General features: G+C 63.8%; 15 protein-coding genes. 10 read left to right on the top strand and 5 right to left on the bottom strand.

Annotated elements, in window-relative coordinates; all coding sequences use genetic code 11:
• Positions 1–49: 49 nt before the first annotated feature.
• From J6500_RS13735 to J6500_RS13720, 5 genes are all read left to right on the top strand, one after another.
• Positions 50–496 (top strand): iron-sulfur cluster assembly scaffold protein, encoded by a 447-nt coding sequence (locus J6500_RS13735; protein ID WP_225713229.1) that lies wholly within the window; start codon positions 50–52, stop codon positions 494–496.
• 1,285 nt (positions 497–1,781) lie between these two features.
• A complete protein-coding gene (locus J6500_RS13730; protein WP_225713228.1) occupies positions 1,782–2,045 on the top strand; it encodes a hypothetical protein in 264 nt (87 codons plus the stop codon).
• 341 nt (positions 2,046–2,386) lie between these two features.
• On the top strand, positions 2,387–2,650 hold the full coding sequence (locus J6500_RS13725) for a hypothetical protein (protein ID WP_225713227.1): 264 nt from the start codon (positions 2,387–2,389) through the stop codon (positions 2,648–2,650).
• A 27-nt stretch (positions 2,651–2,677) separates the two neighbouring features.
• Positions 2,678–3,001, top strand: a complete 324-nt coding sequence (locus J6500_RS32330) for a PIN domain-containing protein (protein ID WP_512699709.1) — start codon at positions 2,678–2,680, stop codon at positions 2,999–3,001.
• Positions 2,916–3,671 carry a hypothetical protein gene (locus J6500_RS13720; RefSeq protein ID WP_225713226.1) on the top strand — a complete coding sequence of 252 codons (756 nt, stop codon included), beginning with the start codon at positions 2,916–2,918 and terminating at the stop codon, positions 3,669–3,671. Before J6500_RS32330 ends, J6500_RS13720 begins: the two co-directional genes overlap by 86 nt.
• Positions 3,672–3,930: 259 nt before the next feature.
• Here the strand turns inward: J6500_RS13720 and J6500_RS13715 are convergent, their stop codons facing one another.
• Positions 3,931–4,851: a COG3904 family protein gene (locus tag J6500_RS13715; protein WP_225713225.1), complete on the bottom strand. Its 921-nt coding sequence runs from the start codon at positions 4,849–4,851 to the stop codon at positions 3,931–3,933.
• Between the two features lie 238 nt (positions 4,852–5,089).
• Between J6500_RS13715 and yidD the strand changes: the two genes are divergently transcribed.
• Entirely contained in the window at positions 5,090–5,443 is a 354-nt protein-coding gene (gene yidD, locus J6500_RS13710; RefSeq protein WP_225713224.1) for a membrane protein insertion efficiency factor YidD, read from the top strand.
• A 102-nt stretch (positions 5,444–5,545) separates the two neighbouring features.
• Positions 5,546–5,713 (top strand): hypothetical protein, encoded by a 168-nt coding sequence (locus J6500_RS13705; RefSeq protein ID WP_225713223.1) that lies wholly within the window; start codon positions 5,546–5,548, stop codon positions 5,711–5,713.
• A 106-nt stretch (positions 5,714–5,819) separates the two neighbouring features.
• Here J6500_RS13705 and J6500_RS13700 read toward each other — a convergent pair whose 3' ends face one another.
• Together J6500_RS13700 and J6500_RS13695 are read right to left on the bottom strand one after the other, a co-directional pair.
• On the bottom strand, positions 5,820–7,034 hold the full coding sequence (locus J6500_RS13700) for a hypothetical protein (protein ID WP_225713222.1): 1,215 nt from the start codon (positions 7,032–7,034) through the stop codon (positions 5,820–5,822).
• Positions 7,031–8,413 (bottom strand): APC family permease, encoded by a 1,383-nt coding sequence (locus tag J6500_RS13695; protein ID WP_376707798.1) that lies wholly within the window; start codon positions 8,411–8,413, stop codon positions 7,031–7,033. Before J6500_RS13695 ends, J6500_RS13700 begins: the two co-directional genes overlap by 4 nt.
• Before the next feature lie 327 nt (positions 8,414–8,740).
• Here J6500_RS13695 and J6500_RS13690 point away from each other — a divergent pair, with 327 nt between their 5' ends.
• Both J6500_RS13690 and J6500_RS13685 read left to right on the top strand, forming a co-directional pair.
• Positions 8,741–9,982, top strand: coding sequence for an alpha/beta hydrolase (locus J6500_RS13690; RefSeq protein ID WP_376707801.1), 1,242 nt, complete (start codon positions 8,741–8,743; stop codon positions 9,980–9,982).
• A gap of 153 nt (positions 9,983–10,135) precedes the next feature.
• A complete protein-coding gene (locus tag J6500_RS13685) occupies positions 10,136–10,462 on the top strand; it encodes a GrlR family regulatory protein (protein ID WP_225713220.1) in 327 nt (108 codons plus the stop codon).
• Positions 10,463–10,523: 61 nt separating this feature from the next.
• Here the strand turns inward: J6500_RS13685 and J6500_RS13680 are convergent, their stop codons facing one another.
• On the bottom strand, positions 10,524–11,660 hold the full coding sequence (locus tag J6500_RS13680; protein WP_225713288.1) for an MFS transporter: 1,137 nt from the start codon (positions 11,658–11,660) through the stop codon (positions 10,524–10,526).
• A 109-nt stretch (positions 11,661–11,769) separates the two neighbouring features.
• The gene (locus J6500_RS13675; RefSeq protein WP_225713219.1) at positions 11,770–13,029 is read right to left on the bottom strand and encodes a hypothetical protein; all 1,260 of its coding nucleotides are present in this window, start codon (positions 13,027–13,029) and stop codon (positions 11,770–11,772) included.
• Between the two features lie 238 nt (positions 13,030–13,267).
• Here J6500_RS13675 and thrS point away from each other — a divergent pair, with 238 nt between their 5' ends.
• Complete coding sequence (gene thrS, locus J6500_RS13670; RefSeq protein ID WP_225713218.1) at positions 13,268–15,310, top strand: threonine--tRNA ligase; 2,043 nt, start codon at positions 13,268–13,270, stop codon at positions 15,308–15,310.
• Position 15,311 lies beyond the last annotated feature (1 nt).

Below are 15,311 nucleotides of genomic sequence, written 5' to 3'. Positions count from 1 at the left end.
GCGCGTGCGCCCGAAGGCGCCCGGCCCCGCCGGAACCAGGCCCCTGCCCATGCTGAACGACATTTACAACAAGCGGATCATCGAGTTGGCCGGCAATATTCCGCGCCTCGGGCGGCTCAAGGATCCCGACGCCAGCGCCACCGCCCATTCCAAGCTGTGCGGCTCGACCGTGAAGGTCGACCTCAAGATGGACGGCGGCGTGGTGACCGACTTCGCCCATGACGTGAAGGCTTGCGCGCTCGGCCAGGCCTCCTCCTCGATCATGGCGAGCCACGTGGTGGGCTCGACCGCTGACGAACTGCGCGAATTGCGCGAGACCGTCCGCAAGATGCTGAAGGACAACGGCCAGCCGCCCGCCGGCGGCAAATGGGCCGACATCGCCCTGCTCGAACCGGTGCGCGACTACAAGGCCCGCCATGCGTCGACCCTGTTGACGTTCGATGCCGTGGTCGATGCGATCGGCCAGATCGAGGCCAAGGCGAAGCAGCCGGCGTAGGCGGGCTGCGTTCTGCGACGCGCGCTCTCTCCCCGCGTGTCGTCCCGGCGAAGGCCGGGACCCATAACCACTGGGTTGAGTTGTTGAAGAAAGCTGTGGCCCTAGCGCCGCGAACCAACTGACATTCGTGGTTATGGGTCCCGGCCTTCGCCGGGACGACACGGAGTTTGGTTTCGCAGGGTCTGCCAAACAACGCGGTGTCATCGCCCGGCTTGACCTGGTCGAGCCGGCGATGACGGCAGAGTTTGGGGATATAGGGTCGCGTTCTCGCGACATGATTTGTCCGAGCTTTGCATTTCGTTTCGCCCTTCGAGAACGGAGGGCGCAGGGAAAGCCGGGTGCCGATCGCACCCATGGGCCCCGTGCGATGGGTAGAAAGCACGGGGGTAGGACCACAGGTGTAACCGGAAGCAACCCGGCTTTCCCTGCGCGATGGGTTACGGCTTATACGTGCTTACCCCGGCGAGACTGGGCTTTGTTGTCACCGCCCTCGCAAGACGCAATTGCATCGAGCGAGAGGACACCTGCCGCTAGGGCGTCCGGCCTGCACGATTTCACCGTCCGCCTCGCGTGCTGTCGTCGCTGACACGCGCGGCGTCCACCGCATCTCACCGCAACACCGTGACGATGCGCAGCGCCCCTCGATTGGGTGAGACGAGAGGATTCATACACCAAACCCCGATTACGAAAAAGCGAAATATTTTCACCGCGGGGGCTTGCGTCGTCGGGCAACTCACTGATTAAATTCCTGCGGACGGCTCCGTCGCCGCGCTCAGGCGGTTTGCCCCGGCAAAAGCTTAACCGAGCCAAACACAGCTTCAACGTGTCTCTGACGGCGCGATCTACTTTTCCACTTGTGCCGTTTGTTTCTATTTGTATACGCTGCCTCTGCGAGGGTTGAGGTCTTAGTCGCTAGCATTCCGGGACATTTCGGCCCCTCCGCCAAATCCGGTCCGGGATCCAAGGCTTCATCTAGGATGAACTGCTTTAGCGCGTCTCGGAGCGAACGGGTCGTGCTGTGCGCAGCAAGGGCAGTGTTCTAGTATCTAGCTGATGTCTCGCAACGCTGGCCGATGACATCATCGCCAAACGCATTGATGCACGCAACACGGGGCTCTCGGCGTTGGAATTGAAGAGCGGAACCGACATGCAGATCGTGGGGTGGCACCGTTGGAGATGAGCCGGAGATACGTGCAAATGCGCTCGATAATAGCGCAAACTAGTCCAAATAGTCCGGTGAAATCTGATCCTCTCTGGCTGAGTACAGTGAACTGAAGAGATCAAAATGGTTCGCGCAACGATGATGTCCAAGCAGCAGATCGCGGAGCTCGTCGAAATTGCACGGCGAGACCACACGCTTTGGGCGGCACTCAAGGATCGCGAACTTGATCAATTCAACCAGGACGGATCGGTTAAGATCCCATCGATTTCCATATTGGTCGAGGATTTTGTCAAAGAGCGATGTGGCGCCTCGCACAACTATGCAATCGGCTCCCTGATAGTCGCGCTTCGGTTGCCAATCCGACAAGAGCTTGGGTTGCCGGCCTAAACCTTGCGATCCGGCGTCGAGGTGGAAATCTCCAATTTTTCTGTAATACCGGTCTTGTTAAGAATTGCGGTGACGGTGCATTCAATGGACTCCGGACATCATCGCCAGCATCATCCCACATGGCCCGCCTCGCCCGTGTCATCATCCCCGACCATCCGCACCACGTCACCCAGCGGCAACGGTCGCGGCTCTCCGCGGCCGATGGAAGAGGGAGACGAAGATGCGGATTGTTGATGTTGTGGCGCCGATCGGAGGTGCGGTGGAGATGTGAGAGAGACTATGCGAAGCCGCCGAAAAAAGATTCCTACTATCTTAGGAAAGTCACGAAAGGGAGGCCCGAGATGGTCCGCGCAGTACTGATGACGAACGAGCAAATCGCTGAACTTGTCCGGATGGCGCGGCGAGATGAGGTCCTTTGGGCAAGCCTGAAGGACCGTGAGGTCAATCAACTCCATGAAGATGGGTCGGCCAAGCTGCCCTCCATCTCAATGTTGGTCGAAGATTTCGTAGGAGCTCGATATGGCGCCTTGCATACCTTTGATACCGGCTCTCTGATCACAGAACTTCGCAGGGCAGCTCGGCGCGAACTTGGACTTTCAATCTGAAGTCTACCCTAGCTGCTCCGAGCCAAAATGGCCCAGAATGATTTTATCTATAATACCGGTCTTGTTAAGACCGCTTACGGCGGGCGACTGATTGTTGATTCCGCAACCCTAATATCGCTCGCAAAAGCCGACAAGCTAGACTTGCTCCTCACTATGGGACGAGAGGTGGTGATCACCGCCACCGTTCAGAACGAGGTGTCGTCAAACCCAAGTCATCCAACAGATATCAAAGTTGACAATTGGATCACTGCTCACGCAGGTCGGGGTGTTACAGTCGACACTCCCTCTTATCCGCCTGATCGGCGTCGCGCTGCAGGTGCTGGCCGATTACATCGTCGCCATACGCATTGAACGAGGCAGCACGCGGCTCTTGGCGGTGGAATGGAGAAGCGGAACGAACATGCGGATCGTGGATGTGGTAGCGCTGTTCGGAGGTGAGGTCGAGATGCGAGAACAAATCGGATCGTCAATGATGCGTCGACGTGCAGGTTCTCTATTGAGTTCAGCTCTTGTAGTTGCGCTTCTTGTTACCGTTCTTGCGAGGGCGGCGAACAGCGATTCTTCAAAAACAAGGCTGGGCTTGCCTGATCCCGCTTCCATGCTTGAGCAGCTCCGAACGGCTACAAACTTGCAATTGATGATTGTTCCATATCCCTCGATGTTTCGCGTGTCAGTTGACGAGAGCTACCTGCCTCGCGTCTCTTGTGTTTACGAGATTAAATCGGACAGTGGCTCTGCTTTTCAAGAAATAATCGAGATCATAAGTCGGTCGCAACTCTCATTTCATGAGGAACCAAGTTGGGATATCGACTTGCGAATTGGAATCCTCTTCAGAAATCGAGATATAGTAGTGGGAAGAATCTATACCAATGATAAGGGCGGACGGCAGAAGGTAAGCGGCTATCTAGATGGTCGCCAAATCACAGCCTCGGCCGACTTTTCAAACCAACTTCGAATGGTTCTTAAGCATTCTGATGTCGCTCTTCTCAGGGGGCGACCGGAAGTTTGTCCACGTTCGTAGCGCTTGATCGAGGCGATCGGCGATCTGAAGATCGCGCGTCTCCTATAGACTACTCCAACTTCCGGTGACGGAAATGGCACCGCCTGCCGAGAACACTTAGGCCAACCTAGCAAGCGTAGCCAGCATGAGCGACGTGATATGCGGTCGCAAAGTCCCGCATGCCGCGTCGCTCATGCGGGCGACTTGTTGAGGAGGAAATCCTCAAGGCGCTGGATCCGCTCGCTGCGTCCCGGAACGACAATTCACTCTCGGCCGGACCCTACTGCACCGGCTGCACCGGCGCTGGTGCCGGCGGCGCCTTGCCGCCGGTCGCCACCGCCTCGGCGGTCTTGGTCGCCCTCGCCGCCTGCGGCTGGGCGTCGGCATCGGCCGTGCTGCTCACGAAGCGCTCGCGGTCCTTCGGCTTGGCTTCGGCCATCGGGATCGCGTTGTCCTGGCGCGGCAGCACGTCGGCGACCGCATCGGTCGTGACGAGATTGGTCAGCCGCAATTCCTCCGCCGACAATTCGTGCAAATCTTCCCACGGCGGCACGCTGAGCGACAGCGCCAGCAATTCGCCCGCGCCGCCCATGTCGAAAGTGTATTTGGCGAGGCGGCCGATGTCGCGCTCGACGATCATCAGGTCCTGCGCGCTGTAGCTCGCGGCCCGCGCATCATCCGCGCGGTCGCCCATCCAGATCTGGTGGACGCGGACATGCGCGGCCGGCGGAACATAGCGCGTCTTGCCCGACAGCAGCAGGAACGCGCACATCGACTCGCAATAGGCGTCCGGCACGACGCTGGCGCGCTCGCCCTGCGCGGTCTGGCTGATTACGCTGGTGCCGACCGTCGTCAGCAGGCCGAGGCCGCGGAAGCGGCGGCCGAGCGCGATCGCGTCATTGACCGAGCCGCCGGAGGAATCGAGCACGATGGTGGCGCCGCTCAGCTGGCGGCCGCGGGCGAACTCGTCGAATTCCTTCGGGCTGTCCGCGGTGATGATGCCGACCGCCGACACCCAGCCGCGGCAATTCGGCTGGCAGGCGATCCAGCTGAACTTCATCGGCAGCTTGCGTTCCTCGAGGGCCGAGCCGGCCCGGGCGGAATTGCCCAGTGTCGGGACCGTGCCGGAACCTGTGATGCAAAAGGCAACGGCGCCGAACAGCGCCCAGTTGCGCAACAAACGGGACTTCAGCAGCTTCAATTTGGTTCCTTCCCCCGAACCTTTGGTACGAGCGGCGGCCACGGCCCCATGGTCAGCGCGCCATGATTCTGTCATCGGAGCGCGAGCGGAACGGTAATCTTGCTCGTCGAGACCGTCCATAGGACCTTCGCTGCGGCGCTCTTGGCGCAGTGCGATAAATGCGAACTGTGGCGTAAATATCTGCAACAACTCAGTTCCTTGGCTTGGAACCCCCGCAAGACTACGTACATTGAGCGTCATGCCGTCCACCGACCATCCAACGTCGTGCCCAGATCGATGCACGAGCTGTGCCAGCACGCTGCGCCGCCTGCCGCGCAATAGCGGGCGCGGCCTGATCTGGATCTATCGGCACACGATGTCGCCGCTGGTCGGCTACAATTGCCGGCATCTGCCGACCTGCTCGGTCTATGGCGATGAGGCGATCGAGCGCTTCGGGTTGTGGGCCGGCGGCTGGATGACGCTGGCGCGGCTGCTGCGCTGTCATCCGTTCGGCACATCCGGGATCGACAACGTGCCCCAGATCAAGCCACAGGGCGCGCGCTGGTACCTGCCCTGGCGCTATGGCCGTTGGCGCGGCGTCAACGACGCCTGACGGATTCGCTGCGGCGCTTTCAGTCGAAGGACGCATTGCTGACGCGTGGAACTGTGGCGAAGCCTGCCGCATTGTTGTTTTGCTCCTCGCGAGGACACAACAATGCGCTGGAAAATCAGCCACAATGGGCACGATCCGCGGCAGATCGATCTGCTGGCCGTGCTCGCTCTGCTCATCCTGATCGTTGCCGCCTACGCTTACTTCATCCATCGCCCCGACACGCCGAATACCACGGCGTTCATCGTGCCGAGCCAGAGCGTGAAGTGGTGAGGCGCTGCGCCGCGTAGCCCGGATGGAGCGCAAGTGCAATCCGGGGTTCTCTCCGCACAATAAAGGATCCCGGATTGCGCTTCGCTCCATCCGGGCGACGGGAGCATTACCGCCAGTACCAGAAGCCGAATGGCGGCGGTGGGGGTGGCGGGCGCGGCCGGCGCGGCTTTGGCCGTGGCGGCGGCGCGGCCGGCTCCTCCGGCACGGCAGAAGCTTCCGCCGCGGTGCCGTCATCGGGCAGCTTCACCGACAACAGCAGATTGGTTTCATAGGTGCGCCAGCGATAGCCGATGCCGAAATCGATCGGCTGGGCGCGGCGGAACAGGTCGGCATAAGAATGCTGGTAGCGGCCCGGGAACTTGTCGATCGGCCCGCGATAGCTGCCGAACGGGAAAAAGCGCCACCGCTTCGAACTGTAATAGCCGAGCGGGATCCCGGAATCGTCCTGGATCACGGTCGCGCTGTTGGCGAGGATGAAGCTGCGCACGGTCGAGAAATTGCCGGCGTGCATCAGATAGGAGGCGCTCTTGATCAGGCTGTTGCCGGGCGCCAGCGTCGCGCAGAACTTCAAGAAGCCGCTCGCCTTGACGCCGGAATTGGAGAGATCGGTCGAGAAATAATACAGCGTCTTCTCCACCCCGTCGGGCCCTGCAAACAGGATGCGGACGCCGCGCGCAGTGCTGCGCGCCGGCGCGTCGACGCCGACCGACAGCGCCCCGCTGTCGTCCAGCGCGACGGGCTTGACGTCGCGGATGGTCATGCCGGAGCGCGCCAGGAACACGTAGAGGATCGGCAAGGTGCCGCTGACCTGGCCGGCATGCAGGTCAGTCTTCATCTGCTTGGTGATGAAGAAGGAGAAGCTCAGGATCGAGGCCATCGAGCGCTCGACATTGTGCAGCGCCGCCGCGACGCCGCCGCGCGGCAGCGTGGTGAGATCGGCGACGCTGCCGGGCGGCTCGAGCGCGCTCAGCACATAGGTCGTCGCCTTCGGGTAGAAGGCATTGGCGTAGAGGAAGTCCGGTCCCGAGAACATGTAGAACATGGTCGGCTTCGGCGCGGCGAGATTGGCATCGGACCAGGCACGGATCTTCGCGATCTGCCGCTGCTCGAGCTGGGCGAAGGCCTGGTCGAAGAATTTCGCGTGACGCTGCCAGGCCGGGTCCCGCGTCAGCGGCGTCAGCGCAGACTCGGCCGACGGCGCCATGCCAGCGAGGAAACGCGCGGTGTCGTTGGCCGTCACCTCGGCCGCGCGCGCCGCCGGCGCAAACAGCAACAGGGCCGCAGCAAGCGTCAGGAGCCTGACGGACAGTGATGTTCTCATTCGCTACCTGGTTCGCTGGCTGGGCGTTCGGTCGAGGAGTGATCGGGCCGCTTGCGGAAGATCGCGTAGATCAAAAGGCCGGACAGCATGATCAAGGACCCAAGCGCCGACTGCAGCGGGCGCTGCGTCAACAGATAGTACATCATGAAGCCGGTCACGAGCAGGAAAACCAGCGGCGTGACCGGGTATCCCCAGGCCCGGTACGGACGCGGCAGCTCGGGATGGGTGATGCGCAGCTTGATCACGCCGGCAACCGCGAAGAACGAGCAGAACAGCAGCGCGAACTGGATGAAGTCGAGCACCGCCTCGAAGCTGCGCGTGAGCAGCATCACGCTCGCCACCGCCAGCTGGAACAGGATCGCGTAGACCGGCGCGCCGCTTCCGGAGCGGCGGGCGAACGGCTGCAAGGCCGGGATGTCCTCGCCCATCGTCATCATCACGCGCGGGCCGATCCACATCATCGCGGAGATCGAGGAGATCAGCCCGACGCAGATCATCGCGCCGACGATGCGGCCGCCGAGTTCGCCGAAAACATAGCTGCCGGAGATGCGCGCGACGTCGAGCTGGCCGGCGAGCCTGTCGATCGGTGCGGTGTGCAGGAACACCGCGTTGAGCGCGACATAGAGCACCAGCACGATCAGCGTGCCGGTCAGCATCGCGCGCGGCAGGTTGCGCTCGGGCATGCGCATCTCGCCGATGATGTAGGTCGCGGCGTTCCAGCCCGAGAACGAATACATCACGAACACCAGGCTGATCGCGAACGGCGCGCTCAGCACCTGCCCGAGCGCCGCCGATGACGGCGCGAACGAGGTCGGCTGCGGGGTCGCGATCACGAAGCCCGCCACCAGGAAGGCCACGATCAGCACCACCTTCAGGATGGTCGCGATGAGCTGGAAGGTCGCCGAGTGCCTGACGCCGGTGAGCTGGACGATCGACACCAGCCACACCACGCCGAGGGCGAGCGCGAGCGGCGGCGCGTCGGGCAGGATGGCGCGGCCATACTCGCCGAACGCCATCGCCGCCAGCGCCACCGGCGCGGCGAAGCCGACGGTCGCCGACACCCAGCCGGCGACGAAGCCGAATGCGGGGTGATAGGCGCGGCCGAGGAAATTGTACTCGCCGCTGGAACGCGGAAACATCGCGCCGAGCTCGCCATAGGAGAACACCCCGCACAGCGCGACGATGCCGCCGATGGTCCAGAGCAGCAGGATCGAGAAGCCGGACGGGATGTCCTTGACCTGGAAGCCGAGGCTGGTGAAGACGCCGACGCCGACCATGTCGGCGACGACGATCGCGGTCGCCGTCAGCACCGAAACGGTCGAGCCTGTGCCGGGAAGCGGGCCGCGCAGAACAGCGCTTCCCATAGGTGATGCCGCCATCTCGACCGTACCTTCAAGCCGCCGCCCGCCTGAGTTCGTGCATCGTGCAGGCTCGCGCCCGGCAATTCAAGGAGTGTTAACAAGGGTTTATTGGGGGCATTAGAGGTTTTATCATACCCGCAACCGCAGATGGGTCCCTCCCACAATCAAGACATGATTGGATGGTCATCTAATGTCTTTCCGGATGTGGGGAAACGCTTCCGGAAGCTTAACGTGACCTAAACACCGACGAGCTCAAATACGTTGTTTGCCGGTGGGGTCGGGGCAGCGGGGTGGATGGTCGGGGCACAGCCGATAGTCGACAGGTGTGATCGCGTCCGCCGGGTGATGGCACCCGGCGCGACGCGCCCTGCGCGGCCGTTCCGCTGCCGCCGGGTCGCCGCGGCCTGCCTGCTGATTCCGCTCGCACTGCCGCTCGCCCAGTGCGGCAAGGCACCCAACCCCGAAATGGTGGCCGCCAACACCCAAGCGACCGATACGTTCGAAGATCGCTTCCCGGCGCCGCAGTTCCGCGATCGCTTTCCGTCCGAGAAGGAAAGCCTGGTGCCGTTCCAGCGCACCGCCGCCGTCGCGCCCGCCCAGGTGCCGGCAGCGAAGGCTGCGCCCTCCCCGGTCCGCATCGCCTCGATCTCGCCGACTCTGACGCTGCCGCGCCCGGCCGAGCGCGACGAGCTGACCACGCTGGTCAGCATGAAATCCTCCGCCTTCCCCTATTTCGGCACCAACCCGCGCAACGACGCGCCCTTCCTCAATGTCGGCAATGGCGAGCGGCGCGGCCACCGCAGCCTGTCCGGCCGTGTCTACTGGCAGAACGAGACCTACAATGACAGCCGCGTGCTGGTGCACGTGCCGGAGAGTTTTGACGCCGCCAAGCCAGGCGTGATCGTGGTGTTCTTCCACGGCAACGGCGCGACGCTGGAGCGCGACGTCCGCGACCGCCAGCTGGTGCCGCAGCAGATCACCGAGTCCGGGGTCAATGCGGTGCTGCTTGCGCCGCAGATGGCGGTCGATGCCGCCGATTCCAGCGCCGGCAAGTTCTGGCAGCCGGGCGGCTTCAAGCGCTTCCTCGACGAATCCGCCAGCCACCTCGCCCGCCTCTATGGCGATCCGAAATCGGCGCAGGTGTTCGCCAACATGCCGGTCGTGATCGTCGGCTACAGCGGCGGCTTCCTGCCGACCGCCTGGAGCCTGGAGGTCGGCGGCGCGACCGGTCGCATCCGCGGTGTGCTGCTGCTCGATGCGGTCTATGGCGAGCTCGACAAGTTTGCCTCCTGGATCGAGAAGAACCGCACCGGCTTCTTCATCTCCTCCTACACCCGCTACACCAGGCAGCGCGACCGCGAGCTGATGTCGATGCTGCGCGGCAAGGGCATTGCGGTCAGCGAGAGCATGGACGAACCGCTGCGTCCCGGTAGCGTGGTATTCGTGCAGACGCGCGACGGCATCACCCATCGCAGCTATGTGACGCAGGCCTGGACCGAGTTTCCGATCCGCAACGTGCTGACCAAGATGGCGGCAACGCCGGCGCTGACGCGCTATGCGAGCGCGCCGAGTTCAGCGAACCGCTGACAACGCAAGGCTTGCGCTCGGCCCGCCGCGGCAGGCCCTCCCGAAAATAGTGGTGTTGATGATTGAACGATTTGCGCTGCGCAGCATTGTTCGCGCTGGGTATGCACCCTAGGGTGCATCGATTGGGGACAAAGATTTTTCGGGGACTGGCTATTGCGAGAAGGTCTCTACAAGCTCGAGTATCATACCGTTCACGGCACCGGCACCGGTGTGCTCTACGCCATTAACGGCAAGCTGCGCGGCGGCAATTCGGCGTTTGCGTTCGTCGGCAACTACTCCGACCGCGGCGACGGCATCCACGTCAAGATCTCGACGCAGCGGCATAATCCCGATCCGGCGTTCCGGCCGCTGTTCGGCACCGACATGATCACGCTGATGCTGAAGGGCACCGAGAACGGCGACATGGTCGATTTCGAGGGCGAAGCGCTGCAAATGCCGGGCGTCAACTTCAAGGCGGTGCTGACGCGGATCGCGGATTAAAGCGTTTTCGAGCGAAGTGGACACCGGTTCGCGTGAAGAAAACGCGTCCAATGAGACGCTTCTACTCCGCCGCGGCGGCATGCGCGGACGAGCGCGGCCGCGTCGCGATCACGATTGCAAGCGCCGCGGCAACGAAGGCCGCCGCGACATAGCCCGCGCTGTGCAGCCATTCGCGTGCGAACAACAGCCCGCCGATCGCCGAGCCAACGGCCTGGCCGACATACAGCACCGACGTGTTGAGCGAGACCGAGGCCGACGCAAACGGCGGCGCCGCAGCGACCAGCCGCACCTGCTGCATCGAATTGGTCGAGGCGAAACCGAGCCCCCACACCGCGACGGACGCCGCCATCAAGACGTAGGCGCCGGCGCTCAGCGCCCAGCCGGCGACGCCGGTTAGCAGCAATCCGGTGAACAGCACCGAGGTCTTCCAGGCGCCCCAGCTGTCGACGATGCGGGTCGCGATCATGATGCCGATGAAGCCGCAGATGCCGTAGAGCGCGAACGCGATGCCGATCGCATCGGGGCTTGCCCCGGTGAGCTTGGCGAGCAGCGGGCCCATGAAGGTGAACACCACGAACTGGCCGGACATCTGCAGCGTCGTGATCGCGAGCAGCAGCACGATCATCGGATTGCGCCCGAGATTGATCCAGGTCCGCAAGTCGACCGGCGCGCCGTGCAATCCGCCGGGCAACCGCCACCACAACATCACGACGCTCACGAGGCCGGTCAGCGCGATCGCGCCGTAGGCCGCGCGAAAACCGTAGCGGCTGGCAATGAAGGTGATCAGCGGCAGCCCGACCGCGGCAGCGAGCGACCAACCGAGAAAGACATAGGCGATGGTGCTGCCGCGCTTCTCCACCGGCACGATCAGCGCCGCGGTGCCCGCCGCCTGCGGCGTGTAGAGGACGCCGACCGCGAGCATCACGAGGCGGATGATCAGGAGGCTGTTGTAGTCGGGCGCCAAGGCGGAGGCCGCATTGGTCAGCGTCAGCACCAGCAGCGTGACCGTCAATAGCAGGCGGCGCTCGATCCGGCTGGTCAGCCACGCCGTCACCGGCGAGCCGACGCAGAGCACGATCGCGCCGAAGGTGATCAAGAGGCCCGCGGCATGGATCGTGACGCCGAGGCCGCCGGACAATTCCGCGAGCATGCCGGCCGGCGCCATCACCGAGCAGCCGGTGACGATGTTGCCGAGCATCAAGGCGGTGGGAGCGAAGCGTGTCACGGCCGGCGTGTTAGCAGATGTGCCGTGATCAATGCAACTGCATCTAAATGCATGGCCGCCGCCCGGCCGGCGCCTGTTGCGCTCAGGGCGACGGCGTCACGGCCGGCGCCGCGCTGACACTCGGCAATGCACCTGCGGGCGATGGAGCGACTGGCCTCGCGGCCGGCGCGGGACAGGAGGCCGCGAGTTGCGTCCACGCCGGCTCGAGCCCGAGCGTGTCGATGTCGAACGTGACGGTCGCCGGCTTGCCGTCCTGCGCCGGCACGTTCTCACCGACCTGCAGCCGCGGCACCGCGAGCATCGCCTTGACGGTGTCCGGCTTCACCGCATCGCTCCAGACCTCATACTTGCCGATCCGCGCCGGCAGCCTGCCGAACGCAACGGCCTTGTCGGTGCCGGCCATCATCACCACCGTGCTCTTGCCGGCACCGCCCTCGTCGAGCTCGCGCACGAACATCAGGCGCGCGCGATCCTTGTTCTCGCAGTACAGCCGCCACTCCATCGTCCGGAACGAGGTGCCGTCGGCGCGCTTCTCCAGCGCGATCTTGCGGATGAAGGGCCGCGCCTCCTTCTCCAGCGTCCACGCGGTTTCCGGCAACGGCCGCGTGTCGATGCCGAATCGATACAGTTCCGGGCGGGTCAGCACGTGCTGGCTCTCGAACTTCACCGTCCTGATCAGATCCTCGAGCTCGCGCTTGATCCCCATCGTCGCGATGAACGCGGCGCGATCGCGATCGGCGCTCGCGAGCTGCCTCCGTCTGTAGTCGGCCACCACCTGCGGCGGCGGGTGCCCGTGGATCACCAGCGTCAAACGGGAATTATGCACCGCGATCACGGCATCGGGCGCCACCTCGCGGTTGGTCGCACCCATGAACAGATAGCCGCAGGCCGAATTGCACATCGCGTTGCGGGTGACGAGTTCGGCCTCGACCTCGCCGCCCGCGTTCTTGATCTTGAGGCAGGCGGCGTCGACCTGCTTGCCGGCATTGCAGGCCGGCACGATGGTGCGGCCGATCCGGGCGACCGCCTTGCGGGTGCGCAGCAGCCGCGCGATCGCGTAGGACTGCTCGACATTGCCGCCGGGCGAATGCAGGAAGATCGGACGCTGCGTGTCCTTGACGCCGGCAAGGAAGCGGCGGACCCGGCCCGCCGAGTCCCGGTCGATCTCGCCCTCGATGGTGATCCAGCGGTCGCAGCCCGCGCCGCATGCATTCGCCGGCCCCCTGGCAAGATAGATCGTCAGCTTCGGTGCAAACCCGGCCTTCTCGACCCGCGTTTCTTCCGCGCGCAACGCACCCGGAAACGACAGCAACGCGACGAGGAGCAGGAGGCGGACAAACATGAAATTGGCGGATCGCACGACGGCGGAAAAATCGCCGTCGAGGTTAGACGATGATCGGCGCGGCCGCAACGTTCGGTGGCATGCGGCGCGCGCCAGAACCTTGCCGGAGCTGCGTTCCCGTGCGTCCGACAGGCCCGATTTTCTTGATATTGCCGGATTGCAGGCGTCGAATCCCCTGCTATACCGCTGCTTTCCGCTTACCTGCGCTCGTTCGCAGGAGTGAGCCACAGGAGTCATCATGCCCGATACGCCCAAATCCGAGTCCGGATTCCAGTACAGCCTGTCCAACCTCAAGCCAGCAGAACCCGTGCACAAGATCGCCCTCACCTTTCCGGATGGGGCGAAGCGCGACTTCCCCAAAGGCACCACCGGCCTCGAGATCGCCCAGGGCATCTCGCCCTCGCTCGCCAAGCGCACCGTCGCGATGGCGCTCGACGGCACGCTCGCCGACCTCAACGACCCGATCGAGGCTGACGCGAAGATCGAGCTGATCAGTCGCGAGGATCCCCGCGCGCTGGAGCTGATCCGGCACGATGCCGCGCATGTGCTCGCGGAAGCCGTGCAGTCGCTGTGGCCGGGCACCCAGGTGACGATCGGCCCCGTCATCGAGAACGGCTTCTATTACGATTTCTTCCGCAACGAGCCGTTCACCCCGGACGATTTCGCCGCGATCGAGAAGCGGATGCGCGAGATCATCGCGCGCGACAAGCCGTTCACGAAAGAGGTCTGGGATCGCGAAAAGACCAAACAGGTGTTCCGCGACAAGGGCGAGGCCTTCAAGGTCGAGCTGGTCGACGCCATCCCCGGCAACGAGCCGATCAAGATCTATTTCCAGGGCGACTGGTTCGACCTGTGCCGCGGCCCGCACATGACCTCGACCGGCAAGATCGGAGGCGCCTTCAAGCTGATGAAGGTGGCCGGCGCCTATTGGCGCGGCGATTCCAACAATCCGATGCTGACCCGCATCTACGGCACGGCGTTCGCCAAGCAGGACGACCTGGACGCCTACCTCAAGCAGATCGAGGAGGCCGAGAAGCGCGACCACCGCAAGCTCGGCCGCGAGCTCGACCTGTTCCACTTCCAGGAGGAAGGCCCGGGCGTGGTGTTCTGGCACCCCAAGGGCTGGACCATCTTCCAGCAGCTGATCGCCTATATGCGGCGGCGGCTGCTCGGCGACTATGACGAGGTCAACGCCCCGCAAATCCTCGACAAGGTGCTGTGGGAGACCTCGGGCCATTGGGACTGGTACCGCGAGAACATGTTCGCGGCGCAGTCCGCCGGCGACGAGGCCGAGGACAAGCGCTGGTTTGCGCTGAAGCCGATGAACTGCCCCGGCCATGTGCAGATCTTCAAGCACGGTCTGAAGAGCTACCGCGACCTGCCGCTGCGGCTCGCCGAGTTCGGCGTAGTGCACCGCTACGAGGCGTCGGGCGCGATGCACGGCCTGATGCGGGTGCGCGGCTTCACCCAGGACGACGCGCATGTGTTCTGCACCGAGCAACAGCTCGCCGACGAGTGCCTCAAGATCAACGACCTGATCCTGTCGACCTATGCCGATTTCGGCTTCGAGGGCGAGCTCACCGTCAAGCTGTCGACGCGGCCGGAGAAGCGGGTCGGCACCGACGAGATGTGGGATCATGCCGAGCGCGTGATGGCCACGGTGCTGCGCGAGATCCAGGCCAAGAACAACAACATCAAGACCGAGATCAATCCGGGCGAAGGCGCGTTCTACGGGCCGAAGTTCGAATATGTGCTGCGCGACGCGATCGGCCGCGACTGGCAGTGCGGCACCACCCAGGTCGACTTCAACCTGCCGGAACGATTCGGCGCGTTCTACATCGATCACGACGGATCGAAGAAGGCCCCGGTCATGGTGCATCGCGCGATCTGCGGCTCGATGGAGCGCTTCATCGGCATCCTGATCGAGCACTATGCCGGCAACTTCCCGCTCTGGCTGGCGCCGACCCAGGTCGTGGTCACCACGATCACCTCCGAAGGCGACGAGTACGCCAAGGTGGTGGCGGCGGCAGCCCGCCGCGCCGGGCTGCGGGTCGAGATCGACCTGCGCAACGAGAAGATCAACTACAAGGTCCGCGAGCACTCGCTGGCCAAGATCCCGGCGCTGCTGGTGGTCGGCAAGAAGGAGGCCGAAACGCATTCGGTCTCGGTCCGCCGCCTCGGCAGCGAGCGGCAGACCGTGATGCCGACCGACGAGGCGCTCGCCGCGCTGGTCGACGAGGCGACGCCGCCGGACGTGAAGCGGACGCGGTCGGCGGTCTGAG

The sequence above is a fragment of the Bradyrhizobium semiaridum genome (assembly GCF_020329505.1).
Classification (GTDB): Bacteria; Pseudomonadota; Alphaproteobacteria; order Rhizobiales; family Xanthobacteraceae; genus Bradyrhizobium; species Bradyrhizobium semiaridum.
This window is presented reverse-complemented; position numbering and strand designations above follow the sequence as displayed.

What these genes read in the sequence shown, in the direction of transcription:
- J6500_RS13735 (WP_225713229.1), top strand. Translation starts at nt 50, where the DNA reads ATGCTGAACGACATTTACAACAAGCGGATCATCGAGTTGGCCGGCAAT.
- J6500_RS32330 (WP_512699709.1), top strand. Translation starts at nt 2,678, where the DNA reads ATGGCCCAGAATGATTTTATCTATAATACCGGTCTTGTTAAGACCGCT.
- J6500_RS13700 (WP_225713222.1), bottom strand. Translation starts at nt 7,034, where the DNA reads ATGAGAACATCACTGTCCGTCAGGCTCCTGACGCTTGCTGCGGCCCTG.
- thrS (WP_225713218.1), top strand. Translation starts at nt 13,268, where the DNA reads ATGCCCGATACGCCCAAATCCGAGTCCGGATTCCAGTACAGCCTGTCC.
- yidD (WP_225713224.1), top strand. Translation starts at nt 5,090, where the DNA reads ATGCCGTCCACCGACCATCCAACGTCGTGCCCAGATCGATGCACGAGC.
- J6500_RS13690 (WP_376707801.1), top strand. Translation starts at nt 8,741, where the DNA reads ATGGCACCCGGCGCGACGCGCCCTGCGCGGCCGTTCCGCTGCCGCCGG.
- J6500_RS13705 (WP_225713223.1), top strand. Translation starts at nt 5,546, where the DNA reads ATGCGCTGGAAAATCAGCCACAATGGGCACGATCCGCGGCAGATCGAT.
- J6500_RS13730 (WP_225713228.1), top strand. Translation starts at nt 1,782, where the DNA reads ATGGTTCGCGCAACGATGATGTCCAAGCAGCAGATCGCGGAGCTCGTC.
- J6500_RS13680 (WP_225713288.1), bottom strand. Translation starts at nt 11,660, where the DNA reads ATGCTCGGCAACATCGTCACCGGCTGCTCGGTGATGGCGCCGGCCGGC.
- J6500_RS13675 (WP_225713219.1), bottom strand. Translation starts at nt 13,029, where the DNA reads ATGTTTGTCCGCCTCCTGCTCCTCGTCGCGTTGCTGTCGTTTCCGGGT.
- J6500_RS13695 (WP_376707798.1), bottom strand. Translation starts at nt 8,413, where the DNA reads ATGGCGGCATCACCTATGGGAAGCGCTGTTCTGCGCGGCCCGCTTCCC.
- J6500_RS13725 (WP_225713227.1), top strand. Translation starts at nt 2,387, where the DNA reads ATGGTCCGCGCAGTACTGATGACGAACGAGCAAATCGCTGAACTTGTC.